Below are 22,313 nucleotides of genomic sequence, written 5' to 3'. Positions count from 1 at the left end.
CATGCCCGGGAGTCGGAGGTGATCCGGATCGAACCGTCGTACTGCCGAGGAGTTTGGGTGCCAGCGCACCCGCTCCGGAAGGAGTTCCCGCTGGCGTGGTTCGGCACTGGCAGGTGTCGGCCACCGTCTCGAACCAGGCCCTTGCCTGCCGGCCGCGGCAGGGACAGGCTCCACTAGCCTCAGGGTCGTCCCCGACCCAGGAGGCTCCCCTCATGAGCACGTCACCCGCTGCACCCGCCCAGGAAAAGGGCCTGGCCCGGTTCGCCCAGAGAAGCGCCGCGTGGACGGAGAAGTGGTTCCCCGACGCCTACGTCTTCGCCCTCGCCGGGGTCGTGATCATCTGCGCCGCTGCGATGATCAACGGTGCCAGCCCCGCAAACGTGGCCCGCACGTTCGGTGACGGATTCTGGGACCTGACCGCGTTCACACTCCAGATGGCGATGGTCGTGCTCACCGGCTACATCGTGGCGTCCTCGCCGCCCGTCGCCCGGCTGATCGAACGAATCGCCACCGTGCCCAGGACGGCACGCGGGGCGGTCGCCTTCGTGGCGCTGCTCGCCTGCCTGGTCTCGATGCTGAACTGGGGACTGAGCATGGTCTTCGGCGGACTGCTCGCCCGCGCCATCGCACGGCGTACCGACCTGCGCGTCGACTACCGCGCACTCGGCGCCGCCGCGTACATGGGACTGGGCGCGGTCTGGGCCCTGGGCCTCTCGTCCTCGGCGGCGCAGCTGCAGGCAACGCCCGAGTCCCTGCCGCCCGAGCTGCTGGAGATCACCGGCGTGCTCGACTTCGGCGCGACCATCCTCACCTGGCAGTCGCTCACCCTGGCCGCCGTCCTCATCGCACTCACGGTCGCCGTCTCGTGGTTCTCCGCGCCCCAGGGCCAGGCCATCAGGACCGCCGAGGAGATGGGCGTCGACCTCGACGACACGGTGGCCGAGACCGAGGCCCGCACCCGCCCCGGCGAGTGGCTCGAGCACTCCCGCATCCTGCCGATCCTGATCGGCCTGCTGACGCTGGGCTGGCTGGTGCTCCAGTTCGTCGACCTGCCCGTGCTCACGGTGGTCAGCAGCCTCAACGGCTACCTCATGGTCTTCCTGGTGCTCGGCCTCGTCCTCCAGGGCACGCCACGCAAGTTCCTCGACGCGACCATGAAGGCCGTCCCCTCCACGGCCGGCGTGCTCGTGCAGTTCCCGTTGTACGCCGCGATGGCTGCCGTGCTCACCCGTGCCGAGGGGTTCGGCGGCGTCTCGGTCTCGGGCCACCTCGCCGAGCTCTTCACCGACATCGGCGGTGGCGGGGCGTTCGCCGTGGTGATCGCGCTCTACACCGCGCTGCTAGGACTCCTGGTCCCGTCGGGCGGCGGCAAGTGGCTCGTGGAGGCGCCGTACGTCATGCAGTCGGCGACCGACGTGCACATGAACCTCGGCTGGACGGTGCAGATCTACAACGCCGCCGAGGCACTCCCCAACCTGGTCAACCCGTTCTTCATGCTCCCACTGCTCGCGGTGCTCGGCCTGCGTGCTCGGGACCTGGTGGGGTTCACGTTCCTCCAGTTCCTCTTCCACCTGCCCGTGGTGCTGTTGCTGCTCTGGCTCCTCGGCATGACGTTCGAGTTCGTGCCACCGGTGGCCCCCTAGGAATATTCTCGGCCCCTCATGCGAACCTCGTCGGCCGCTCGTGACGTAGTCAGGGTGTCAACCTCTCCACACCGGAAGGCACCCCATGCGTCGTGACCGCCGGGAACGCGAGTTCACCGACTACTTCATCGCGCGCGGTCCCGCGTTGCGTCGTACGGCGTACCTCGTCGTGCGCGACTGGCACACCGCCGAGGACGTCACCCAGCTCGCGCTGGTCAACGTGTACGCCGCATGGTCGCGGATCCGCCCCGAGACCCGCGACGCCTATGCCCGCAAGGCTGTCGTCAACGAGTGCCTGTCGCACCTGCGGCGGCGCAAGCCCGAGTCGGTCGTCGACCAGTTGCCCGAGAAGGCTTCGGACGACCACTCGACGCCGCTCGACGTGGGCCACGCGCTCGGGCTGCTGCCCGACCGCCAGCGGGCGATCATCGCGCTGCGCTTCCTCGACGACCTGTCGGTCGCCGATGTGGCGCAGGCCCTCGGCGTTGCCGAGGGAACCGTGAAGTCACAGACCTCCCGGGCACTGGAGACGTTGCGCGCCCACCTTCCCGAACTCGCCCTGACCGAGGAGCTCCGATGACCGAGCACGACCTCCACACCCTCGTCCGCGACCATGTCAACAGCGACGAGCCGCCGTTCCAGCTCACTCCCGACGACACGATCACCCGCGGTCGCCGTACTCTCCGTCGCCGCCGGGCGATCACCGGCGGCGTCTGTGCCGCTGCCCTGGCCACGATCGGCGCGGTGACCGTGCCGCAGCTGATCGACTCGGGCAACGGGTCCTCCGGCAACAAGGTGGTCGCCGGCAGCCCGGACTACGACGCGAGCCAGATGCCGCGCATCATCGACGAGCACGCCCGGGTCGTGTTCGCGAAGACGACGCCCGGCCTGCCGGACGGCGTGCGCAGCGTCACCGACAGCCAGGGCACCGCGCTGCCGGAGAAGTTCTGGGACAAGGCCTCCCAGATGACCGTCGACTACACCATGGCCGGCCGCGAGTTCCGGATCAGCCTGCTGCACGCGCGCAGTGAGGCCGAGGGCGACCGCGACACCTACTGCCAGGCCGAGCTCGCCAGTGACTACTCCGTCGCCTGCGAGACGTTCGACGTCGACGGGCGCACGGTGATCAGCCAGACGATGGCCCTGCGACGGATCGGCGACGGGTGGGCGGTCGTGCCGAACAAGAAGCTCGCGACCTTCGACCCCGACAAGCTGTGGTTCTCGCACATGGTCGAGGACGTCCGCTCCGAGACGCTGGTGGTGACGGCCACCGAGGTCGTCAAGGCATCCTCCGTCGAGGCGGCCGACTGGAACGCGCCGATCGACGACCTCACCTCGCTGGTCACTGACCCGGAGCTCGACATCCCCGCGCCGCCCACCGACAAGGACGGCTGCGTGTGGTCCCTCCCGATCACCGGCACGTCGAACGGCGTGGACCAGGCCGGGTGCATGGCGCAGGCCGACGCAGTCGAGGGGCCGTAGTTCCCGACTCGACGCCCGTACGTCCGAGTGGCCGCGCGTGCCACCCCGGAGTACGGGCGCGAATACCCGGCGTCAGGCTCCGGGGCCACTAGAGTCCGTCTCGTGGAATCACTCGCGCTGGTGTTCTCGAATGGCTGGGCCAGTGGCATCAACAGCTACCTGGTGGTGCTGGTGCTCGGCATCTCGGAGCGACTCGGGGCCGACGGGATCCCCCATGTGCTGGGTCGCTGGGAAGTGCTCGGCATCGCCGGATTCATGTATGCGATGGAGTTCGTGGCCGACAAGATCCCGCTCATCGACTCCACCTGGGACACCATCTCGACCGGCATCCGGCCGACCGTCGGCGCCGTGCTCGGCGTCCTGGTCGCCGGCGAGGCCGACTCCCTCAACGGTGCGGTCGCGGCCGTCGTCGGTGGCGGCAGCGCCCTGGCCTCGCACCTGGTGAAGATGGGCGGCCGGATGGCGATCAACTCCTCCCCCGAGCCGGTCACCAACATCGCCGCCAGCGTCGGAGAGGACTTCGCGGTGCTGGGCGTGGTGTGGTTCGCGATCGAGAACCCCGAAGCCGCCGCGATCATCGCCGCAGTGTTCCTCGTGCTGGGACTGGTGATGCTCTACTTCGTGGCCAGGCTGATCCGGAAGTTCTGGCGACGCTGGAAGGGTCGGGAGCCCCGGCCGCCGGCGTACGCCTGACCGGTTCTGCTCGACATCCTCATTGCGCGCCAGCACGACCGCACTCCGCCGCGAAACCGATCGGCCACGCCCTTGGCGCACGGTTGTAATCTTGATTACATGATTACAGACGAGAACAGGGAGCGGGTCCGCGGCTGGTTCGCCGGCCGCCTCCCCGACGAGTGGCAGGCCGAGCCTGCCCGCACCACGATCGACCGCGAGGAGATCACGGTCGTTCTCACGATCCCCGACATCGAGACCACGTCCGGCGACGACGCACCTTCGGAGGCCGAGGCCGCCGAGGCGCGCGCCGGCCGAGCCGCCGGGTTCCGCGAGGACACCCGCAAGGCACGGATGAAGATTGCCCGCGAGGCCGAGCACCGCTTCGAGCGCAAGGTCGCGTGGGGCGTCCGCGTCGGCGAGCACGAGGAGCTGTGGACCCACGTCGCGGTCCCGGTGATGACCCGGTTGCGGCAGCCCCAGCGCCTGGTCCTCGACACCCTCGTCGACTCCGGCGTGGCCCGCTCACGCGCCGACGCCCTGGCCTGGTGCGTCCGCCTGGTCGGGCAGCACGAGCAGGACTGGCTCGAGGAGCTGCGCGGCGCCATGGCGAAGGTCGCCGACGTGCGCACCCAGGGACCGACTGCCTGAGGGTCGCGACGCCTCCACCACTGGACGAGATGTTCCAAGGGGTGCCGGATCAGCTCGCGGGGCATCCGCGCCCGATCCGGCAAGGCGGATGAGCGAAGGCGGGACGGAGTCCTGTCGAGTCGAGGACAACGCCGCCGGTCGGGATGCGGGGCACCGTGAGCCCGGCACGTCCCCTTGGAATGTCTCGTCTAGGGTCGGCACATGGCGCGCGTCGTGGTGATCGGTGGAGGCTTCGCAGGCATGGCCTCGGCCGCTCGGCTGGCCAAGCTCGGTCACGAGGTGACCCTCGTGGAGCAGATGTCGCAGCTCGGGGGCGCGATGGGCGTCGTCGAGAAGGACGGCTTCACCTGGGACGCAGGCCCGTCGGCAACCTTGCTGCCGGCCGTCGTACGCGACCTGTTCCGCAAGACCGGCCGCCCGCTCGAGCGCGAGGTCGACCTCGTGCAGCAGCCGATCATCCGGACCCACCACTTCGAGGACGACACCACCGTCGCACTCCCCGGCAGTTCGCGGGCCGCGCAGATCGAGGCCCTCGATGGTCTCGGGGCCGGCCTCGGCGACCAGTGGGCTGCGTACGTCGAGGGGTTCGCCGACGACTGGGAGATGATCCGCCGCGACTTCCTCGAGCGGCCGTGGATCCCCGAGATCGCCGCCAAGGAGACCACGTCGCGCATCTTCACCCGCGACATGCTGGCCAAGCGGTTGAAGAAGTCGTTCAAGGACGACCGGCTCCGTCTGCTCGCCGCGCACCCCTTCGTCTTCGAGGGCCACGACGCCCGCGACGTGCCGGCCTGGATGGGCATGGTGTCGTACGTCGAGCAGCGGTTCGGCGCCTGGACGATCGACGGCGGACTCGGCCGCCTGTCCGGCGTACTCGCCCAACGCCTCGCCACCCGCAAGGTGACCGTGCTGCTCGACACCGCGGTCACCGACATCGTCGTGCGCGAGGGACGCGCGGTCGCGGTGTCCACGAGCGCCGGCGAGATCGACGCCGACGTGGTGGTCTGCGCCTCCGACCCGCGTCGCCTGCCCACAATGGCCGAGCGGGTACGCCGCACCATGCCGGCCATCCCGCCGGTCGTGTGCCACCTCGGGCTCACCGGCGACGTGCCGGACCTGCCGCCCGAGTCCGTCTTCCACGGCGACCCGATGATCGTCGTGCGCACCGGCGGCACCGCCCCCGACGGCGGCAAGGCGGTGACGCTCTTCGGACGCGGACTCCTCGCCGAGGACATCGTGCTCGGGCTGGTGCGCAAGGGCATCAACCTGCGGCCGTACGTCGAGGTGCGGGTCGACCGCTCACCGCGCACCCAGGTGGAACAGTGGGGCGGGTCGCCGATGGGCGTGCTCTGGCAGGGCCGCGGCACCTTGAAGGAACGTCTCTCCACCACCACGCCGGTGCCCGGGGTGTACGCCGCGGGCGCGCACGCCAACCCTGGTGCGGGCATACCGTTCGTCGGGCTCTCCGCCGCCCTGGTCGCCCAGGAGGTCGGACCGGCCTGACCTCGTGCGGGACGTCCTGCGGTGCGGCACCCCCGGCGACCAGAACGCAGGACATTGTGCGGGACGTCCTGCGGTGCGGCGGCCCCGGCGACCAGAACGCAGGACGTCAGTCGAGTTCGAGCTGCCAGGAGACCTGGAGGGTGACGCCGATCGAGGCCTCCCCCGGCGCGAACGCCAGGTCGGCCTTGGCGGCGCGCAGTCCGGCCACCGGGCCCGGGAAGCCACCGCCTTCGGTCACGGACACGACCGGCCCGAGACGGGCACCGACCAGCTCGGCTACGTGAGTCGCCCGTGCCACCGCGTCGGCGTACGCCAGCTCGCGGGCCGCGGTCACGGCCGCCGCCTGGTCGGCGACCTCGAGCGAGACGCCCTCGACCAGGAGGCGGTCACCTGCGGCCTCGACCAGCGCCTCGAGCAGGGCGCTCGCGGACTCGAGGTCGGCGCACCCGATCTCGAGCGCGTGGCGGGCCTCGAACCCGGACTGGCGTCCCTCGTTGTCGTGGGCCGGCCAGACGTTGAGGTCACGCGAGGCGATGCGGCGCTGCTCGGTGAAGTCCGCAGCACGTGCGGTCACCACGGCCACCCCGTCGGCCACGGCTCGGAACGCCGCCGCGACCGTGCCTGCACGTTGCGCAATCGCCACGCGGACCACGGCGCTGTCGGGCACGGCGGTGGCGGTGCCCTGCCCGGTGACGGTGACTGTGCGATCCATGCGACGACAGTACTGGCCGCTGGTGATGCGCGGCTTCGAGACGCTGCAGGCTGCTCAGACGGTGATGCGCAGGCCTTCGAAGATCTCGCGGGTCGCCTTGGAGCGGTTGAGCGTGTAGAAGTGCAGCCCCGGGGCGCCTCCGTCGAGCATCGCCTCGCACAGCTCGGTGGCGATGCGGATGCCCTCGGCACGCAGCCCGGCCGGGTCCTCCTCGAAGGGGCGCAAACGGTCGACGACCTCGGTCGGCAGCTCTCGACGGGAGAGCTCGACCATGCGTCGCATCGAGTTGATGTTCAGGATCGGCATGACACCGGGGATGATCGGGATCTCCACGCCGGTGGCCCGGGCCCGCTCGACGAGCCCGAAGTAGTCGGCCGCGCGCAACACCATCTCGGTGACCGCGAACTCGGCACCGGCGTCCTGCTTGGCGCGCAGCACCGCCACGTCGTCATCGAGGCTGGCCGCGTCGACGTGACCCTCGGGGAACGCCGCGACACCGACGCTCACGTCGGCGATCTCCTTGATCACGCCGATCAGCTCGGAGGCGTAGTTGACGCCGCCTTCGGTGGCCTCCCACGCGGTGCCGGGGCCGCCCGGCGGGTCGCCGCGCAGCGCGAGCACGTTGCGCACTCCGCTCTCGGTCAGCGACTTCAGCACCTCGCGGATCTCGTCGACGGTGTGGCCGACGCAGGTGAGGTGGGCCATCGGGACCATCGAGGTCTCGCGGGCAATGCGTGCGGTGATCGCCACGGTGGTGTCGCGCGTCGTACCGCCGGCGCCGTACGTCACCGACACGAAGGTCGGCCGGTAGGGCTCGAGCTCGCGGATCGCCTGCCACAGTTGCGCTTCGCCGGCTTCGTCCTTCGGCGGGAAGAACTCGAACGAGAACGACCGCTCACCCTCACGGATGAGTTGCCCGATGCCACGCGGCGATTGCTGGTCCATGGCGGAAGTCTAGGTTCCACCTGTGCGCTGGGTGGCCGCCGTCCACCCAGCAGAACCCGATGACTAGTCTCATGGCGTGACTGCGGATCCCCTCGACCCTGCGGCCTTCAGGGCCGGCCTCCAGGCCGTGATCGACGACTTCCTCGCCGAACAGGCGATCCGACTGGCGCCCCTCGGCGACGATGCCGCGCGGCTGCTTGCCGAGGCCCGCCTCGCGGTCGCCGGAGGCAAGCGGTTCCGCGCCGCGTTCTGCTACTGGGGCTACCGCGCGGTGGCCACGCCGAACGCCGACGAGGAACGCTCACTGCTGCGTGCCTGCGCCGCGCTCGAACTGCTGCACGCCAGCGCGCTCGTGCACGACGACTTCATGGACGCCTCCGACACCCGCCGCGGACGCCCAGCCACGCACCGGGCCTTCGAGGCCGAGCACGGCAGGGCCGGTTGGACCGGCGACCCCGAGCAGTACGGCGCTGCCGCCGCGATCCTGCTCGGCGACCTGCTGCTGACCTGGGCCGACGAGCTGTTGCGGCGCTGCGGACTGCCGCTCGAGAAGGTCTCCCCCGCCCTCGACGTCTTCGACATCTGCCGCTCCGAGGTCGTGGCCGGCCAGTTCCTCGACGTCTCGGTGCAGGCCCGCGGCCGCGCCGACGTCGACACGGCCATGACGGTGTTGCGCTACAAGTCGGCGAAATACTCCATCGAGCGCCCGCTGCACGTCGGTGCGGCGCTGGCCGGTGGTTCTGACGACGTGCTCTCCGAGCTGACCGGCTTCGGCCTCCCGCTCGGTGAGGCGTTCCAGCTGCGCGACGACCAGCTCGGCGTCTTCGGTGACCCCGAGGTCACCGGCAAGCCTGCGGGCGACGACCTGGTCGAGGGGAAGCGCACCGTTCTCGTCGCCCTGGCTCTCGACGGGGTGCCTGCCGAACGCGCCGCCGTACTCGACGAGGCCTTGGGCACGGCGCTCTCGCCCGCCCAGGTCGAGGACCTGCGCGCGCTGATCATCGAGTCCGGCGCCGACCAGCAGGTCGAGGCGATGATCGACGAGCTGTCGCGCCTCTCACTCGAGGCGCTCGAGAAGGCCGACCTGCTCGACGAGGCGAAGGCCGCCCTGCGTGACCTGTCGTCGGCGGTCACGCAGCGCGCGCACTAGTCGCCGCGAGGCGATCGGCGCACGATGGTTTCGAGACGGGCGCAGAACGCCCTCCCCAACCACCGAGAGACACCGGGCGCAGAACGCCCTGCTCAACCAGCAGAGGGACACCGCGAGAGCTAGTCGAGCGACGCGATGTCTGCCGGCAGCTCGGGGCCGTCGCCGCGCAGCAGGACGACGAACTTCCCAGGCGCCTGCGCACGTTCGGTGAGTACGTCGAGCGTGATGTCGAAGGCCGTGGAGTCCGCGCGGGCCAGGGTGCTCCAGCCGTCCCAGAGCAACACCACGTCGCGGTCGAGATCGGCCAGGCAGTCGGCCAGCGCGTCGAAATTGCGGCCGTAGTAGTCGGGGAAGGCCAGGGACTCCCCCAGCGCGATGAGCACCTCGGCCTTCGTGGTGGCGACCCAGCCGTCGACGTGCCCGAACTGCCAGCCGGCGTGCTCGACCGCGTGCCTGACGTCGTCGACCTCGAAGCCCGCGTGCCAGGTGAACACCCCGGTCGCGTGGTGACCGGCGAGAATTCCTGCCAAGCCACTCATGAGTGCAGTCCGCTCATCGGTCGATCCTCTCGAACGAGTCGTAGTGGTCGGCGGTCCAGAAGAACTCGTCGTCGTCACCGGTGACGATGCGCCTGGCGCCGCGGTCGTCCTCACCGGGCGTCGGCACGGTGTACTCGTGGTAGTAGCCCTGTTGCTGCTGCGGCAGGATCCGTTCGCGGTTCTCGAACACGACACCGTCACGGTCGTAGGGGTAGGGACCGCCGTCGTCGATCAGGTCCAGCGTCTGCTGCGCCTCGGCGGGCAGGTCGCTCGCGCTGATCCAGTGCAGGCCCGACTCGGGGTCAACCTCCGACGAGGTGCCCGAGCCGTTGTCGGCCCCGCTGCTGTCGGCCCGCGGGGTGCTGCGCGGCGAGCTCGACGTCTGGGAGTCGCGGCCGGTCGTCGTACCGCCGTCGTTGTCGGTGTCGCTCGAACCCTGCTGCGACCACCACCACAGCCCGGCGACCACGACGAACGCGATCAGGCTGAGAATCTGCCGTTGGGACCTGCTCAGCCGCACGGGTCTACCTCTCAGAGGGCGATGGCCTGGGCGCGGCGCTTGACCTCGGAGCCGCGGTTCTCACGAAGGGCGTCGATCGGGCGCCCGGGCAGGTCTGCGTCGGTGTAGATCCACTCGATGCACTCGCGGTCGTCCCAGCCGCCGTCGTGGAACATCGTGAGCAGGCCGGGCAGGCCCTTGACGACCTCGCCCTCCTGCACGAAGGCGGCGGGCACCTGCTGGCCGGCACCCGGCGTGGGTACGGCGGCGGCGAGCTCGTGCTCGCGGATCATCGTGCGGACCTTGTTGACGCTGACACCGAGGGCTGTGGCGGTCTCCGACCAGTCCAGCCAGGCGTCGACGAGGGTGTCCAGCTCAGGTCCGGAAGCGGCGGCGTCGTTCATTCCGCCAACTCTTCCATCCCGGGTGGGTTGACGGAAATCCCTTCCGCGATTTCGACCCACCAGTCACACCTGTCACTTGAGTAACTTGGATACCTGCGGTTACCGTCGTGTGGCTGCCCGACCGCCACCCACGGGGCACTCGGAGCTCCGGGCACCGGGCAGCTCGACGAAGGGACCAGTCGTCATGACCTTCCCCACCCCCGCCCGAAGTCGCCTGCGACCCACGTTCCGTTCCCCCGTCCGCACCTCCCGTCATCCCCTGCGCTGGCTCTGCCGCCTGACCGCCGGAGCCGTCACCGCCGGACTCGTCGCGACCGCCGCCCCCGCGCTGGCCGACGACGACCTTCCGGCCGGCCGCAAGGTCGTGAGCCACACGGTGCGCTCCGGCGACACCGCCACCGAGCTCGCGGTGAAGTACCACGCCTGGACCGCCGAGCTGATCTCGCTCAACGACCTCGGACCCTCCGCCGCACTGCAGGTCGGTGACCGCATCCGGATCCCCGTCGTACTCGCTGCCCTGCCCAAGGGCGAGCGGCCCAAGGCGGGCAAGTCCACCTCCGGCACCCACGAGACGAAGCACGCGAAGAAGGCCGGGAAGCCCGCCAGGGCCACTCCCCGGAAGAGCACCGCGAGGCCCGCGCATCCCAGCCGCGCGAAGGTGCGCGACATCATCGAGCGCACCGCCCGCAACCACGGCGTCGACCCGCACCTCGCGCTGGCCGTCTCCTGGCAGGAGTCGGGCTGGCAGATGCACCACGTCTCGAGCGCGGACGCGATCGGCGCCATGCAGGTCCTCCCCGACACCGGCGAGTGGATGTCGCTCTACGCCGGGCGCCCGCTCAAGCTGCGCCACACCCACGACAACGTGCTGGCCGGCGTACTCCTGCTCGACCTTCTCGACGACATGACGAAGACCCGGCGGCAGCAGGTCGGGGCCTACTACCAGGGCCTCGGAGCGGTCCGCGAGCACGGGCTGTACGGCGAGACCAAGGCGTACGTCGACAACGTGCAGGCCATCCAGCGACGCCTCGAGAAGTCCGGCAACCCCTGACATCGCCACGCCGGAATGAGCGGTGGCGGGGCGGATCACGCCGGGTTCCGTAGGATTGGGTGCGGCGGATCCTTCCCCATCCAGCCGTGCACGGAGGTCGAGCAGTGGAGCCACGCAACGAACGGGACCTCAGCGACCCGTTGATCGGGCGACTCCTCGACAACCGCTACCGCGTCGGGCCGCGCATCGCCAGCGGCGGCATGGCCTCGGTCTACGAGGCCCACGACGACCGCCTCGACCGCACCGTCGCGCTGAAGGTGATGCACCCCGGCATGGGCGACGACGAGGACTTCGCGGCACGGTTCGTCCGCGAGGCCAGGCACGCCGCCAAGCTCTCGCACCCCCACGTCGTCGGCGTCTACGACCAGGGCCGCGACCACGGCACGATCTACCTGGCCATGGAGTACGTCCCGGGCCACACCCTGCGAGACGTGATCCGCAAGGAAGCGCCGATGGCTCCGCGCAAGGCGCTTGCGCTGATCGAGCCGGTGCTCTCCGCACTCAGCGCCGCGCACCAGGCGCAGCTGATCCACCGCGACATCAAGCCCGAGAACGTGCTGATCTCCGACGACGGCCGGGTGAAGGTCGCCGACTTCGGCCTGGCCAAGGCGATCAGCGCCGACACGCAGCACACGGCGACCGGCGGGGTGCTGATCGGGACCGTCTCCTACCTCGCCCCCGAGCTCGTCGTCGACGGCCGGGCCGACACCCGCGCCGACGTCTACGCAGCCGGGGTCGTGCTCTACGAGCTGCTCACCGGCCGCAAGCCGCACGAGGGCGAGTCGCCGATCCAGGTCGCCTACAAGCACGTGCACGAGGACGTCCCTCCACCGTCGCGCAGCGTGCCCGGCATCCCGGCGTACGTCGACGCGCTGGTGGCCCGCGCCACCGCACGCGATCGCTCGCACCGGCCAGCGGACGCCCGGGTGCTGCTGCACCAGGTGCACCGGGTGGCCCAGGCGCTGGCCGAGGGCGTCGTCGACGACCCGGAGCTGGTCGCCGACCTCGCACCTCCGTCGGCGCGCGCGCTCGAGGAGGACCAGTTCCGCGAGGACACCGCCCAGGACCCGCTGGAGCAGGCCGGTCCGAGCGCCACCGACACCCAGATCCGGCCGGCGCAAGCCGTCGAGCAGTTCCCGATGACCAGCCACATCGACCGCGACGAGGTGATGGCCGCTCAAGCCGGCGGCCAGCCCCCCATCGCACGACCGGCCGACCCGTCCGGCGTACCGCCGTGGAACGAGGGCGAGCGGGATGACGACGGAGACCGACCGCGCCGGCGACGCGGTCCACTGCTGCTGGTGCTCGCCCTGGTCGCCGCACTGGTCATCGGCGGAGGCGCGTACTGGTTCGGCGTCGCCCGCTACACGACGGCGCCCGGGGTGCTCGAGCTCACCGCCGCCGAGGCTCAGCAGAAGATCGAGAAGGCTGGCCTGGAGTACGCCGAGGGCGACCCCGAATACTCCGAGAGCGTCGCCAAGGGCGCGGTGATCAGCACCGACCCCGGCCCCGGCGACCGGGTGCTCGACGACGGCACGGTCACGGTCGTGCTGTCGCTGGGCAAGGAGCGGTACGACGTCCCGAAGGTGCGCGGCAGGTCCGAGGACGACGCCCAGGCGGCGATCCAGGACGCGCATCTCGAGTTCGGCCGGTCGATCCCGCGCTACCACCCGACCATCCCCGCGGGCCAGGCGATCAGCAGCAACCCGAAGCCGGGAACCTCCCAGAAGCCCGGCGCAACCGTCGACATCTACCTCAGCCAGGGACCGCGGCCGATCAAGCTGATCGACTGGACCGGCAAGGACGCCGACAAGGCCGAGGCCTGGTTCTCGAAGAGGGACCTGAAGGTCGACCGGTCCGAGGAGTTCGATGACGACGTGCCCGAGGGCAACGTCATCTCGCAGAGCCCCGGCACCGGCGAGCTCTTCAAGGACGACACGGTCGAGCTGAAGGTCTCCAAGGGACCCGAGCTGATCGAGGTCCCTCGCGTGGTCGGCATGGGCCAGGACGCGGCCCGCGACACCCTCGAGGACGCCGGGTTCAAGGTCAACGTCGAGCACCACGAGAACTACATCGGCCTGGGCTACGTGCTGAGCACCTCGCCCGGCCGCGGCGAGATGGTCCCCAGGGGCAGCACGGTCACCATCACCATCGTCTGACGCCCTGGTGGTTTCGAGACGGTTGCTGCGCAACCTCCTCAACCAGCGTGGTGGGCCCACGGATAGCCTTGGCCGCATGTCTGACGCCGCGCTTCGCAATCCCGTCGGTTCCCATGTCGCGGTCGGCAAGGGCCTCGCCGCGGGAGCCCTGACCGATGCCCGTGAGCTCGGCTACGAGACGCTCCAGGTCTTCGTCGGCAACCCGCGGGGTTGGGCCGCCAGCGCCGGCAATCCGGCACAGGACAAGGCGTTCCGGGAGGCATGCGCCGAGAGCGGCACGCGCTCGTTCATCCACGCTCCCTACCTGGTGAACCTCGGCTCGCCGACGTCCGCGACGTACGAGAAGTCGGTGGCCACCGTGGCCCACAACCTGAAGCGGGCCGCCGAGATCGGCGCCGAGGGCGTCGTGGTGCACACAGGTTCGTTCGTCGACCCGACCGAGAGCAGCGACAAGTACGACGCGGCGATGCGCCAGGTCCGCGAGGGCCTGCTCCCGCTGCTCGAGGCGATCGAGGACGACGACGCCCCGTGGCTGCTGCTGGAGCCGACCGCCGGCCAGGGCCGCTCCCTGTGTGCCGGCGTCGAGGACCTCCAGCCCTACCTCGCCGCACTCGACTTCCACCCCAAGGCCGGCATCTGCCTCGACACCTGCCACGTCTTCGCGGCCGGGGCACCGCTCGACGAAGAGGGTGGTACGGCGGCCACCGTCGACCGCATCGTCGAGATCGGTGGGCCCGGCCGACTCCGCCTGATCCACGCCAACGACTCCATGGACGTGCGCGGAGCCTTCAAGGACCGCCACCAGAACATCGGCGCCGGACACATCGGCGAGGACTCCTTCCGCGACCTGTTCGCGCACCCCGCCACCTCCGGCGTGCCGTTCATCCTGGAGACCCCCGGCTCCCGCGACCCGGGCAACCCCGACGCAGACCTGCTCAAGAAGCTGCGCGAGCAGGCCCGCGCCGGGGACGGGGCGTGAACGAGACCCGAACCGCCCGGCTGGCCACCGTCGTCCTGCTGGCGATGACGGCCATGTGGGGCTCGACGTTCTTCCTGATCAAGGACCTCTCGGAGCGGATCAGTGCCCTCGACTTCCTGGCGGTGCGCTTCCCGATCGCCACGGTCGCACTGTTGCTGATCTTCCCCAAGGCGCTCGGCCGCCTCTCCGCGCAGTCACGCCGGCAGGCCGTCGTCCTCGGTGTGCTCTATGCCGGCGCACAGGTGCTGCAGACCGTCGGGCTGGCCCACACCGCCGCGTCGGTCTCCGGCTTCATCACCGGGCTGTACGTCGTGTGCACGCCGTTGCTGGCCGCCGTACTGCTTCGCACCCGCATCGGGAAGCTGACCTGGGTGGCGGTCGCGATGGCGATCGGCGGCATCGCCCTGCTGACCCTGCAGCCCGGCGGGCTCGCCTTCGGGTACGGCGAGGGCATCACGTTGATCGCGGCCCTGATCTACGCGCTGCACATCGTGGGGCTCGGTGCCTGGTCGAACGCCGACGAGGCGATGGGCATGGCGATCGTGCAGCTCGCGGTGATCTCGGTGGTCTGCTTCCTCGGCGCGGTGCCGAACGGGATCACCCTGCCGGACAACGGCCGTGACTGGCTCAGCATCGTCTACATGGCGCTCGGCGCGGGCGCCTTCGCGATGGCCGGCCAGACCTGGGCGCAGGCCCACCTGCCTCCCACGCGCAGCGCGATCATCATGAGCATGGAGCCGGTCTTTGCCGCGGTCTTCGCGGTGCTGGCCGGCGGCGAGCACCTCACCGCGCGACTTCTCTCCGGCGGGCTGCTGGTCTTCGCGGCGATGCTGGTGGTGGAGCTGATGCCGCGCCGCAAGATCGAGGCCGAGGTCACCCACATCGCCGTCTGACCCCCGTTACCGAACAGTCCGCACGTTTCGGTGCCCCAGAACCTGCTGACTGTTCGGTGGCTGCAGGGGCCGGCAGGGTCGTCGCGGCCTCGACAGCCCGGTGCCCGAAGAGGACCATGGGAGTCACGAGGAGGTCATCATGACTGGACACGTGATCCACCTGAACACGGAGGTCGAGGCCGATCCGGACACGGTGTGGCAAGTGCTCACCGACCTGGTCCACGCCGACCACATCCTCCGCAGCGTCGACTCGGTCGAACTGACCAGCGACGGCCCGTACGCCGCTGGCACCACGTGGCGCGAGAAGCGGACGATGTTCGGCCACCACGGCGTAGAGGAGCTGGAGGTCACCGTGGCCGAGGCGCCACACCGCACGATCCACGAGACGAGGCTGGGCCACGACCGGATCCGCACCGCCTATTCGCTGCAGTCGCACACCGGCGAGCGCACCAAGCTGCTGCTGACCGCCAACATCGACATCGGCGAGCGCAACCGGGCCGAGTCCCTGATGTGGAACATCTGGGGCGGCTTCAGCTTCGACGCGACCCGGCGGATGCTCACCCACGACCTGGAGGACATCAAGGCCGAGGCCGAGCAGCGCATCGGCGGCAGGTCACGACTCGGTTCCGCATCCTGAATACTCCCTGACGGCACCGGGGCCCGCCACTAGTCTCAGTTCATGGTTGTCGTCATGTCCCCCGACGCCACCGACGAAGACATCGCGCGGGTCGTCTCGCGGGTCGAAGGCGTCGGTGGCGAGGCCTTCGTGTCCAAGGGTGTCGTGCGCACCATCATCGGCCTGGTCGGCGACATCGAGTCGTTCCACCACCTCAACCTGCGCACCCTCCGGGGTGTCGCCGACGTGCACCGCATCTCCGACCCCTACAAGCTGGTCAGCCGGCAGCACCACGCCGAACGCTCGACCGTCTGGGTGGGCCCCGAGGGCAGGCGTGTCCCGATCGGCCCCGACTCGTTCACGTTCCTGGCCGGCCCCTGCGCCGTCGAGTCCGCCGAGCAGACCGTCGAGGCGGCCCGCATGGCCCAGTCCGCCGGCGCCACGATCCTGCGGGGCGGTGCGTTCAAGCCGCGCACCTCGCCGTACGCCTTCCAGGGCCTGGGCGTGGCCGGCCTCGAGATCCTCGCCGGTGTGCGAGAAGCGACCGGCATGCCGGTGGTGACCGAGGTGGTCGACGCCCGCGATGTCCCCGTGGTCGCGGAGTACGCCGACATGCTGCAGATCGGCACCCGCAACGCCGCGAACTTCGGACTCCTCCAGGCGGTCGGCGAGGCCGGCAAGCCGGTGCTCCTCAAGCGCGGCATGAACGCGACCATCGAGGAGTGGCTGATGGCCGCCGAGTACGTCGCCCAGCGCGGCAACCTCGACATCGTGCTGTGCGAGCGCGGCATCCGGACGTTCGAGCCGTCGACCCGCAACACCCTCGACATCTCCGCCGTCCCGGTGGTGCAGGCCACCAGTCACCTGCCGATCATCATCGACCCGTCCCACGCCGCCGGGCGCAAGGACCTCGTCGTACCCCTCGCCCGGGCCGGCATCGCGGTCGGCGCCGACGGCGTGATCGTCGACGTCCACCCGAAACCCGAGGTCGCGCTCTGTGACGGTCCGCAGGCCCTGCTGGGCAACGACCTGCGCGAGCTGGCCCAGGCCGTGCGCAAGCTGCCGAAGGTCGTCGGCCGGGTCGACGCCGGCACGATGATTCGCTGACGCTGCCCGACGGATTTCGCCCGGTCGGATAGAACGAGGGTGTCCCCACGTCCCGTGACCCGGTCACGTCGAGGCGTCGCACGCTCGCCCCAGGAGATCCCTTGCCAGCCCCCACCCTGCTCACCGTCACCACCTCCGAGCAGCTGACCCCGCACCTGGTGCGGGTCCACTTCACCGGCGACCTGGCCAACTTCGCCGAGAGCACCGACACCGACCGCTACGTGAAGCTGGTCTTCCGCAAGCCCGGCGTCGTCTACCCCGAACCCTTCGACATGCAGGTGGTCCGGTCGATGCCGGCCGAGGACCAGCCCGTCGTCCGCACTTACACGGTCCGCACCCTCGACGTACCGGCCGGAACGCTGTCCATCGACTTCGTCGTGCACGGCACCGAGGGTGTGGCCGGTCCGTGGGCAGCCGCAGCATCCGCGGGCGATGAGCTGCTCGCCAACGGACCGGGGGGCGGTTACGCACCCCGGGCCGACGTCGACTGGCACCTGCTGGTCGCCGACGAGGCCGGCCTGCCGGCCGTGGCGGCAGCGCTCGACGCGCTGGCGCCCGACGCCGTGGCCCGGGTCCTGGTCGAGGTCGCCGCCGAGGACGACGTCATCGAGCTCGGTGAGGGTGAGAACGTCGAGGTGACGTGGGTGCTCCGTGGCGCGCCGTCCCACGACGTACCCGACGAGCGTGCCGGCACGGCGGCACCCCTGGTCGAGGCGGTCCGCGACCTCGAATGGCTGCCCGGGACGGTGCAGGCCTTCGTGCACGGAGAGGCCGCCGCCGTCATGCACGGCCTCCGCCCGCTGCTCCTCAACGAGCGCGGAATTCCCAGGGCAGACGTCTCGATCTCCGGCTACTGGCGCCGCGGTCGCACCGAGGAGGGCTTCCGCGAGTGGAAGTCCGAGTTGGCCCGACAAGAGGCCTGAGCGGCGTCCTCGGTTAGGATTCTCGGCGCGACAGTCCGAGGGAGAGACATGAATTTCTGCAAGAACTGCGGCGCGGGCCTCGGCCCGGGCCGCTTCTGCACGAATTGTGGCGCGCCTGTCGCCCCGTCACCGGCGGCCGGCGGACACGGCGACGAGTCCCCTGCAGAGAAGACGTCGGTGCGCCTGCCCGCCGTACAACCCGATGCCGCGACCGGCTCGCGCTTCCCGTTGTACTCGACGCCTCCGCCTCCTCCGCAGGCCCCGTCTCCCCCGCCGCTGTTCGCCGACGAGGTGCCGACGCGTTCGCCCGAGCAGAACGCCACCCGGATCCGCGACGACGAGACCCCAGCGGTGCAGCCCTTCGCCGACCGGGCGTACACCGACCAGACGTTCGCTCCTGACTGGCAACCGCCCGCCGAGCCTGCCGACGCGGGTGGCAGCCACCGCTCCGGGACCGACCGCCGCAAACGCTCACCGTTGGTCTGGATGGTGCCGCTGTTGCTGGCCATGGTGATCGCGGCCGGCATCGGTGTCTGGCTCGGCACCCGCGGCGACGACTCGACCGACACGAGCGGCAACGACGACTCGTCGCAGGCCGCCACTGACGGCGGTTCCCCCTCGGCTCCCGAGAGCACGGACCCCTCCCCGACGATTCCGCCGCCCGAGGACGCCGACGCGGTCGACCTCGGCGCCGGAGCGACCGCCTCCGGCCCCAAGCCGCGCCGTCCCGGCACCGACGTCAATGGCAAACGGGTCGCCTACCCCCTGACGAACATGTTCGACGGCTCGCCCACCACGGCGTACCGCATCGCCGGGGACGCCTCCGGCCGAACCGTCACCTTCTCGTTGCCCGAGGAGGCGACGATCAAGGAGGTCGGCATGATCAACGGCTACGCCAAGTTGGACCCCGGCGCCAACTGGTACGACCGCAACCGCAAGATCACCAAGGTGGAGTGGCTCTTCGACGACGGCACCACCGTCGAGCAGACGCTGCGCGACACCACGGACATGCAGGTGATGCGCATCGACGACGCCGTCACCGGCACGATCCGCATGCGCATCGTGTCCGTGAGCGGCCACAAGGGTCCGCCGCTGTGGGACGTCACGGCGATCAGCGAGGTCGTGCTGCGGGGCAGCACCGACTGACTCCTGCTCCTGGTTGTTTGAATCCCGCGGATCCGGGTATCGCGGACGCGACGACAGCGCCTGCGCGCGCCCGCACCCGGGGACCATTAGGGTGCTGTCACTGAACAGTTGTCGCGAGAGACACAACGATCGGAGTCATCACCATGAGCCAGTGCCCGCAATGCGGTACGGCGACGACGGTGGGCCAGCCCTTCTGCGGTGCGTGTGGGGCAACCCTCGCACCGGCCGCTGAGGCGCCCACCCCTGACGAGGGCCAGACCCAGATCAGGGGCCAGGAGCCGACCGCACAGTTCCCGGCTCAGCAGCCGCCGCCCCAGCAGCCCCAGCAGCAGCAGTGGAGCCAGCCTCAGCAGCCGCCCGCCCCTCAGGGCCAGCAGTACGGCGCCCCACAGCAGCCGCAGTACGGCGCACCCCAGGGCCAGCAGCAGTACGGCGCCCCACAGCAGCCGCAGTACGGCGCACCCCAGGGCCAGCAGTACGGCGCCCCGCAGCAGCCGCAGTACGGTGCTCCCCAGGGTCAGCAGCCCGGGCAGCAGTGGGGTCAGCCGCAGTACGGCGGCCCCCAGGGTGGCGGCAACGGTGTGAACTTCGACTTCAGCAAGCTGCTCGTCGGCAACTGGGCCGGCATGGCCATGGTGGCCGGTGCGGCCCTTGGCGTCGCGTTCGTGATCTCCCTGATCCTGGCGTTCACGACTGCCGACAAGCTCGATGTGGCCAGCGCCATTGGCGCCACCTTCCTGCTGACCGGTGCCACGTTCGGCGCCGACCTGATCCAGGACGACGGCGACGCCACCACGTCATTGGGCCAGTACCCCTTGCTCGCCACGCTCCTCGCCCTGGGTGCGGCGGTCTATCTCTTCCGCCGTTCGACGGCCAACTACACCAGCGTGAAGGAAGCCCTGATCGACGCCGTTCGTGCGGCGCTGATCCTTGCCGTCTTCAGCACGGTGCTGGCCATCGTGATGAAGATCTGGGAGCCCAAGCTCAAGGGCTACGAGAGCTCCGGCGGCGAGAGCGAGGACTTCGACTTCCTCGGCGCGCCCGTGGGCCTCGCGAACGGCAAGTTCACGTTGTCCATCGGCGGGTCGATCTTTCTGCCGCTGATCATCCTCGCGCTGGTCCTGGCCCTGACCTGCCTGGTCCGCCGCGACTGGTTGGGCGACAAGGTGCTGGCCAAGGTGCACGACTTCGTGGCCGCGCCGATCATCGGCTTCACCACCCTGATCCTGGCCACCATCCCGGCCGGGCTCCTCTACATGGTGGCGATCATCGCCGGCGAGAAGGATGCCCGCGGGTTCGCGCCCGCAATGGGCCTGCTCGGCAACCTGCCCGGCATCGGCCTGCACATGATCGGCCTCGGCTCACTGTCGAAGCTCGGCTTCCATTCCTCGTCCAGCGACGACGACATCGCCGACCAGCTCGAGGAAGCCATCGACGACGCCGGCGGCGCTCCCGCCTGGGTCGGCGACTTCGCCGGCGACCACGGCGCCATCTTCTGGGTCGCGCTTCTGGTCGGCATCCCGGCCCTCGCCGCCGCGGTGTGGATGGTCATCAAGCGCTCGACCGGAACCGCCAACCCGCTCTACAACGTGGGCGTCTACATCGGTTCGATGCTGATCGTCGTTCCGCTGCTCGTCCGCCTCTCGAACGTTCACGTGACCAGCGAGTTCGACAGCGAGAACTACACGATCGCCGGCGGGCTCTCCGGCGGCACCACCCTGTTGCTCTTCATGGTCTTCTCCCTGGTGGCGGCAGCCGTGATCCTCGTGGTGACGGGCAAGCTCGACGTCAACGCGCTGAAGGCGAAGGCGTCGAACTTCCAGAGCCAACCCGGCCAGCAGCCGGGTCAGCAGCAGTGGGGTCAGCAGCCGGGCCAGCAGCAGTGGGGCACCCAGCCGCCTCCGCAGCAGTACGGCCAGCCCGGTCAGCAGCAGTGGAGCCAGCCGCAGCCTCCTCAGGGCCAGCCTCCTCAGGGCCAGCCTCCGCAGGGGCAGCCCCCTCAGCAGGACCAGTGGGGTCAGCAGCAGCCGCCGTACGGCCAGCAGCCGCCGCAGAACCCGCAGGGTGGCTGGCAGCCGCCCCAGCAGTAGGTCTGCATTGCACTCCGACAGCCGTCGGTCCGGATTCCGGATCGACGGCTGTCGTCGTTTCACGCTTGATCGCGCACAAGGATGCGATCTGCAGTCACCTGGTGCCTGTGAATCGCATTCTTGTCGATGTTCAGAGTCGTGTGAGCACGAGTGCTGCGCGCTCGGCGTCCTGGCGGCTCACGTCGAGATGGGTGACCAGGCGCACGGCCGTGGGCCCGACTGCCGAGATGCGTACACCGGACTCCCCCGCTGCGGCCACGAACGCCGCGGCGTCTTCACGGTCGACCACCACGATGTTGGTGTGCACGGTGGCCGGGTCGACGCCGAGCGCCTCGGCGAGCAACCTGGCGTTGTCGTGGTCCTCGGCCAGTCGCTCGACGTGGTGGTCCAGCGCGTGGATACCGGCCGCGGCCAGGATGCCGACCTGGCGCATGCCGCCTCCCATGCGCTTGCGCCACACCCGGCTCTCCTCGATCGCCGCGGCGTTGCCCACCACCAGCGACCCGACCGGCGCGCCCAGTCCCTTGGAGAGACAGACGGCCAGCACGTCGGCGACCTGCCCGTAGTCGCGCAGTGGGACACCGGTCGCGACGTGCGCGTTCCAGATCCGGGCGCCGTCGAGGTGGATGCGGACGTCGACCGAGTCGGCGTACGCCCGAAGCGCCTGCAGGTCCTCGATCGGCACGACCGTGCCGCCGGCGAAGTTGTGGGTGTTCTCGACGGCGATCGCGGCAGTGGGCACGAAGAACGGACCCATGTCGGGTGCGAAGAGCTCCTTGATCGCGGGCAGGTCGACGCCTCCGAGCGGGTGGCTCCAGGTGCGCATCGTGATGCCGGTGTACGCCGCGTGGGCACCGAGCTCGGCGCGGGCGATGTGGGCCCGTGCGTCGCACAGCACCTCCTGCCCGACACCGGCGACAGTGCGTACGGCGAGCACGTTGGCCATCGACCCGGTGGGGGTGAAGAGCGCCGCCTCATGACCGAAGAGGTCGGCGACCCGTTCCTCCAGCTCACGCACGGTGGGGTCCTCGCCGTACACGTCGTCGCCCACCTCGGCGTCGGCCATCGCCGCCCGCATCGCCGCCGTGGGGCGGGTCAGGGTGTCACTGCGCAGGTCGACGACGTCACTCATGCGGCCATCCTGCCGCA

The 22,313-nt window shown here is 70.2% G+C and carries 22 protein-coding genes; 16 read left to right on the top strand and 6 right to left on the bottom strand.

Features of this window, described 5'->3' with window-relative positions; all coding sequences use genetic code 11:
* Window positions 1-212 precede the first annotated feature (212 nt).
* The 6 genes from ASH02_RS09270 (at window position 213) to ASH02_RS09245 (ending at window position 5,951) form a co-directional block, all read left to right on the top strand.
* The gene (locus ASH02_RS09270) at window positions 213-1,643 is read left to right on the top strand and encodes a short-chain fatty acid transporter (RefSeq protein WP_057294623.1); all 1,431 of its coding nucleotides are present in this window, start codon (window positions 213-215) and stop codon (window positions 1,641-1,643) included.
* A gap of 85 nt (window positions 1,644-1,728) precedes the next feature.
* On the top strand, window positions 1,729-2,223 hold the full coding sequence (locus ASH02_RS09265) for a SigE family RNA polymerase sigma factor (RefSeq protein ID WP_056676731.1): 495 nt from the start codon (window positions 1,729-1,731) through the stop codon (window positions 2,221-2,223).
* On the top strand, window positions 2,220-3,125 hold the full coding sequence (locus ASH02_RS09260; RefSeq protein ID WP_056676727.1) for a hypothetical protein: 906 nt from the start codon (window positions 2,220-2,222) through the stop codon (window positions 3,123-3,125). The genes ASH02_RS09265 and ASH02_RS09260 overlap by 4 nt, the downstream gene beginning before the upstream one ends.
* Before the next feature lie 102 nt (window positions 3,126-3,227).
* Window positions 3,228-3,818, top strand: coding sequence for a DUF4126 domain-containing protein (locus tag ASH02_RS09255; RefSeq protein WP_056676725.1), 591 nt, complete (start codon window positions 3,228-3,230; stop codon window positions 3,816-3,818).
* Window positions 3,819-3,917: 99 nt separating this feature from the next.
* Window positions 3,918-4,448 (top strand): hypothetical protein, encoded by a 531-nt coding sequence (locus ASH02_RS09250; RefSeq protein WP_056676722.1) that lies wholly within the window; start codon window positions 3,918-3,920, stop codon window positions 4,446-4,448.
* Window positions 4,449-4,649: 201 nt separating this feature from the next.
* Window positions 4,650-5,951 (top strand): phytoene desaturase family protein, encoded by a 1,302-nt coding sequence (locus tag ASH02_RS09245; protein ID WP_056676719.1) that lies wholly within the window; start codon window positions 4,650-4,652, stop codon window positions 5,949-5,951.
* A gap of 106 nt (window positions 5,952-6,057) precedes the next feature.
* On the opposite strand, the gene ASH02_RS09240 is transcribed toward ASH02_RS09245, so the two are convergent.
* On the bottom strand, window positions 6,058-6,663 hold the full coding sequence (locus ASH02_RS09240; RefSeq protein ID WP_056676717.1) for an SIMPL domain-containing protein: 606 nt from the start codon (window positions 6,661-6,663) through the stop codon (window positions 6,058-6,060).
* Between the two features lie 54 nt (window positions 6,664-6,717).
* A complete protein-coding gene (metF, locus tag ASH02_RS09235; RefSeq protein WP_056676714.1) occupies window positions 6,718-7,608 on the bottom strand; it encodes a methylenetetrahydrofolate reductase [NAD(P)H] in 891 nt (296 codons plus the stop codon).
* Between the two features lie 76 nt (window positions 7,609-7,684).
* Here metF and ASH02_RS09230 point away from each other — a divergent pair, with 76 nt between their 5' ends.
* Window positions 7,685-8,758: a polyprenyl synthetase family protein gene (locus ASH02_RS09230; protein ID WP_056676711.1), complete on the top strand. Its 1,074-nt coding sequence runs from the start codon at window positions 7,685-7,687 to the stop codon at window positions 8,756-8,758.
* 119 nt (window positions 8,759-8,877) lie between these two features.
* Here the strand turns inward: ASH02_RS09230 and ASH02_RS09225 are convergent, their stop codons facing one another.
* The 3 genes from ASH02_RS09225 to ASH02_RS09215 are packed head-to-tail and all read right to left on the bottom strand — an operon-like array spanning window position 8,878 to window position 10,200.
* Window positions 8,878-9,297 carry a barstar family protein gene (locus ASH02_RS09225; protein WP_082563516.1) on the bottom strand — a complete coding sequence of 140 codons (420 nt, stop codon included), beginning with the start codon at window positions 9,295-9,297 and terminating at the stop codon, window positions 8,878-8,880.
* 13 nt (window positions 9,298-9,310) lie between these two features.
* Window positions 9,311-9,817 carry a ribonuclease domain-containing protein gene (locus ASH02_RS25610; protein WP_235532487.1) on the bottom strand — a complete coding sequence of 169 codons (507 nt, stop codon included), beginning with the start codon at window positions 9,815-9,817 and terminating at the stop codon, window positions 9,311-9,313.
* Between the two features lie 11 nt (window positions 9,818-9,828).
* The gene (locus tag ASH02_RS09215) at window positions 9,829-10,200 is read right to left on the bottom strand and encodes an Rv2175c family DNA-binding protein (protein WP_056676705.1); all 372 of its coding nucleotides are present in this window, start codon (window positions 10,198-10,200) and stop codon (window positions 9,829-9,831) included.
* Between the two features lie 184 nt (window positions 10,201-10,384).
* Between ASH02_RS09215 and ASH02_RS09210 the strand changes: the two genes are divergently transcribed.
* The 9 genes from ASH02_RS09210 to ASH02_RS26625 all read left to right on the top strand — a co-directional run bounded on the left by ASH02_RS09210 (window position 10,385) and on the right by ASH02_RS26625 (window position 21,164).
* Entirely contained in the window at window positions 10,385-11,251 is an 867-nt protein-coding gene (locus tag ASH02_RS09210) for a lytic transglycosylase domain-containing protein (RefSeq protein WP_056676702.1), read from the top strand.
* Window positions 11,252-11,355: 104 nt separating this feature from the next.
* The gene (gene pknB, locus ASH02_RS09205; protein WP_056676698.1) at window positions 11,356-13,410 is read left to right on the top strand and encodes a Stk1 family PASTA domain-containing Ser/Thr kinase; all 2,055 of its coding nucleotides are present in this window, start codon (window positions 11,356-11,358) and stop codon (window positions 13,408-13,410) included.
* A gap of 76 nt (window positions 13,411-13,486) precedes the next feature.
* Window positions 13,487-14,389, top strand: coding sequence for a deoxyribonuclease IV (locus ASH02_RS09200; protein ID WP_056676695.1), 903 nt, complete (start codon window positions 13,487-13,489; stop codon window positions 14,387-14,389).
* The gene (locus ASH02_RS09195) at window positions 14,386-15,282 is read left to right on the top strand and encodes a DMT family transporter (protein WP_235532485.1); all 897 of its coding nucleotides are present in this window, start codon (window positions 14,386-14,388) and stop codon (window positions 15,280-15,282) included. Before ASH02_RS09200 ends, ASH02_RS09195 begins: the two co-directional genes overlap by 4 nt.
* Window positions 15,283-15,421: 139 nt before the next feature.
* Window positions 15,422-15,919 carry an SRPBCC family protein gene (locus ASH02_RS09190; RefSeq protein ID WP_056676693.1) on the top strand — a complete coding sequence of 166 codons (498 nt, stop codon included), beginning with the start codon at window positions 15,422-15,424 and terminating at the stop codon, window positions 15,917-15,919.
* 42 nt (window positions 15,920-15,961) lie between these two features.
* The gene (aroF, locus tag ASH02_RS09185) at window positions 15,962-17,005 is read left to right on the top strand and encodes a 3-deoxy-7-phosphoheptulonate synthase (RefSeq protein ID WP_056676690.1); all 1,044 of its coding nucleotides are present in this window, start codon (window positions 15,962-15,964) and stop codon (window positions 17,003-17,005) included.
* 101 nt (window positions 17,006-17,106) lie between these two features.
* Window positions 17,107-17,928 carry a siderophore-interacting protein gene (locus ASH02_RS09180; RefSeq protein WP_056676687.1) on the top strand — a complete coding sequence of 274 codons (822 nt, stop codon included), beginning with the start codon at window positions 17,107-17,109 and terminating at the stop codon, window positions 17,926-17,928.
* Between the two features lie 48 nt (window positions 17,929-17,976).
* Window positions 17,977-19,074, top strand: a complete 1,098-nt coding sequence (locus ASH02_RS09175) for a zinc ribbon domain-containing protein (RefSeq protein ID WP_156388621.1) — start codon at window positions 17,977-17,979, stop codon at window positions 19,072-19,074.
* A 143-nt stretch (window positions 19,075-19,217) separates the two neighbouring features.
* Window positions 19,218-21,164, top strand: a complete 1,947-nt coding sequence (locus ASH02_RS26625; protein WP_200959110.1) for a hypothetical protein — start codon at window positions 19,218-19,220, stop codon at window positions 21,162-21,164.
* A 130-nt stretch (window positions 21,165-21,294) separates the two neighbouring features.
* On the opposite strand, the gene ASH02_RS09165 is transcribed toward ASH02_RS26625, so the two are convergent.
* On the bottom strand, window positions 21,295-22,296 hold the full coding sequence (locus ASH02_RS09165; RefSeq protein ID WP_056676676.1) for a threonine aldolase family protein: 1,002 nt from the start codon (window positions 22,294-22,296) through the stop codon (window positions 21,295-21,297).
* Between the last annotated feature and the right edge of the window lie 17 nt (window positions 22,297-22,313).

Source organism: Nocardioides sp. Soil796 (assembly GCF_001429525.1).
Taxonomy (GTDB): domain Bacteria; phylum Actinomycetota; class Actinomycetes; order Propionibacteriales; family Nocardioidaceae; genus Nocardioides.
Note: the sequence above shows the minus strand (reverse complement) of the source record. Positions and strands in the feature narration are given on the sequence as shown.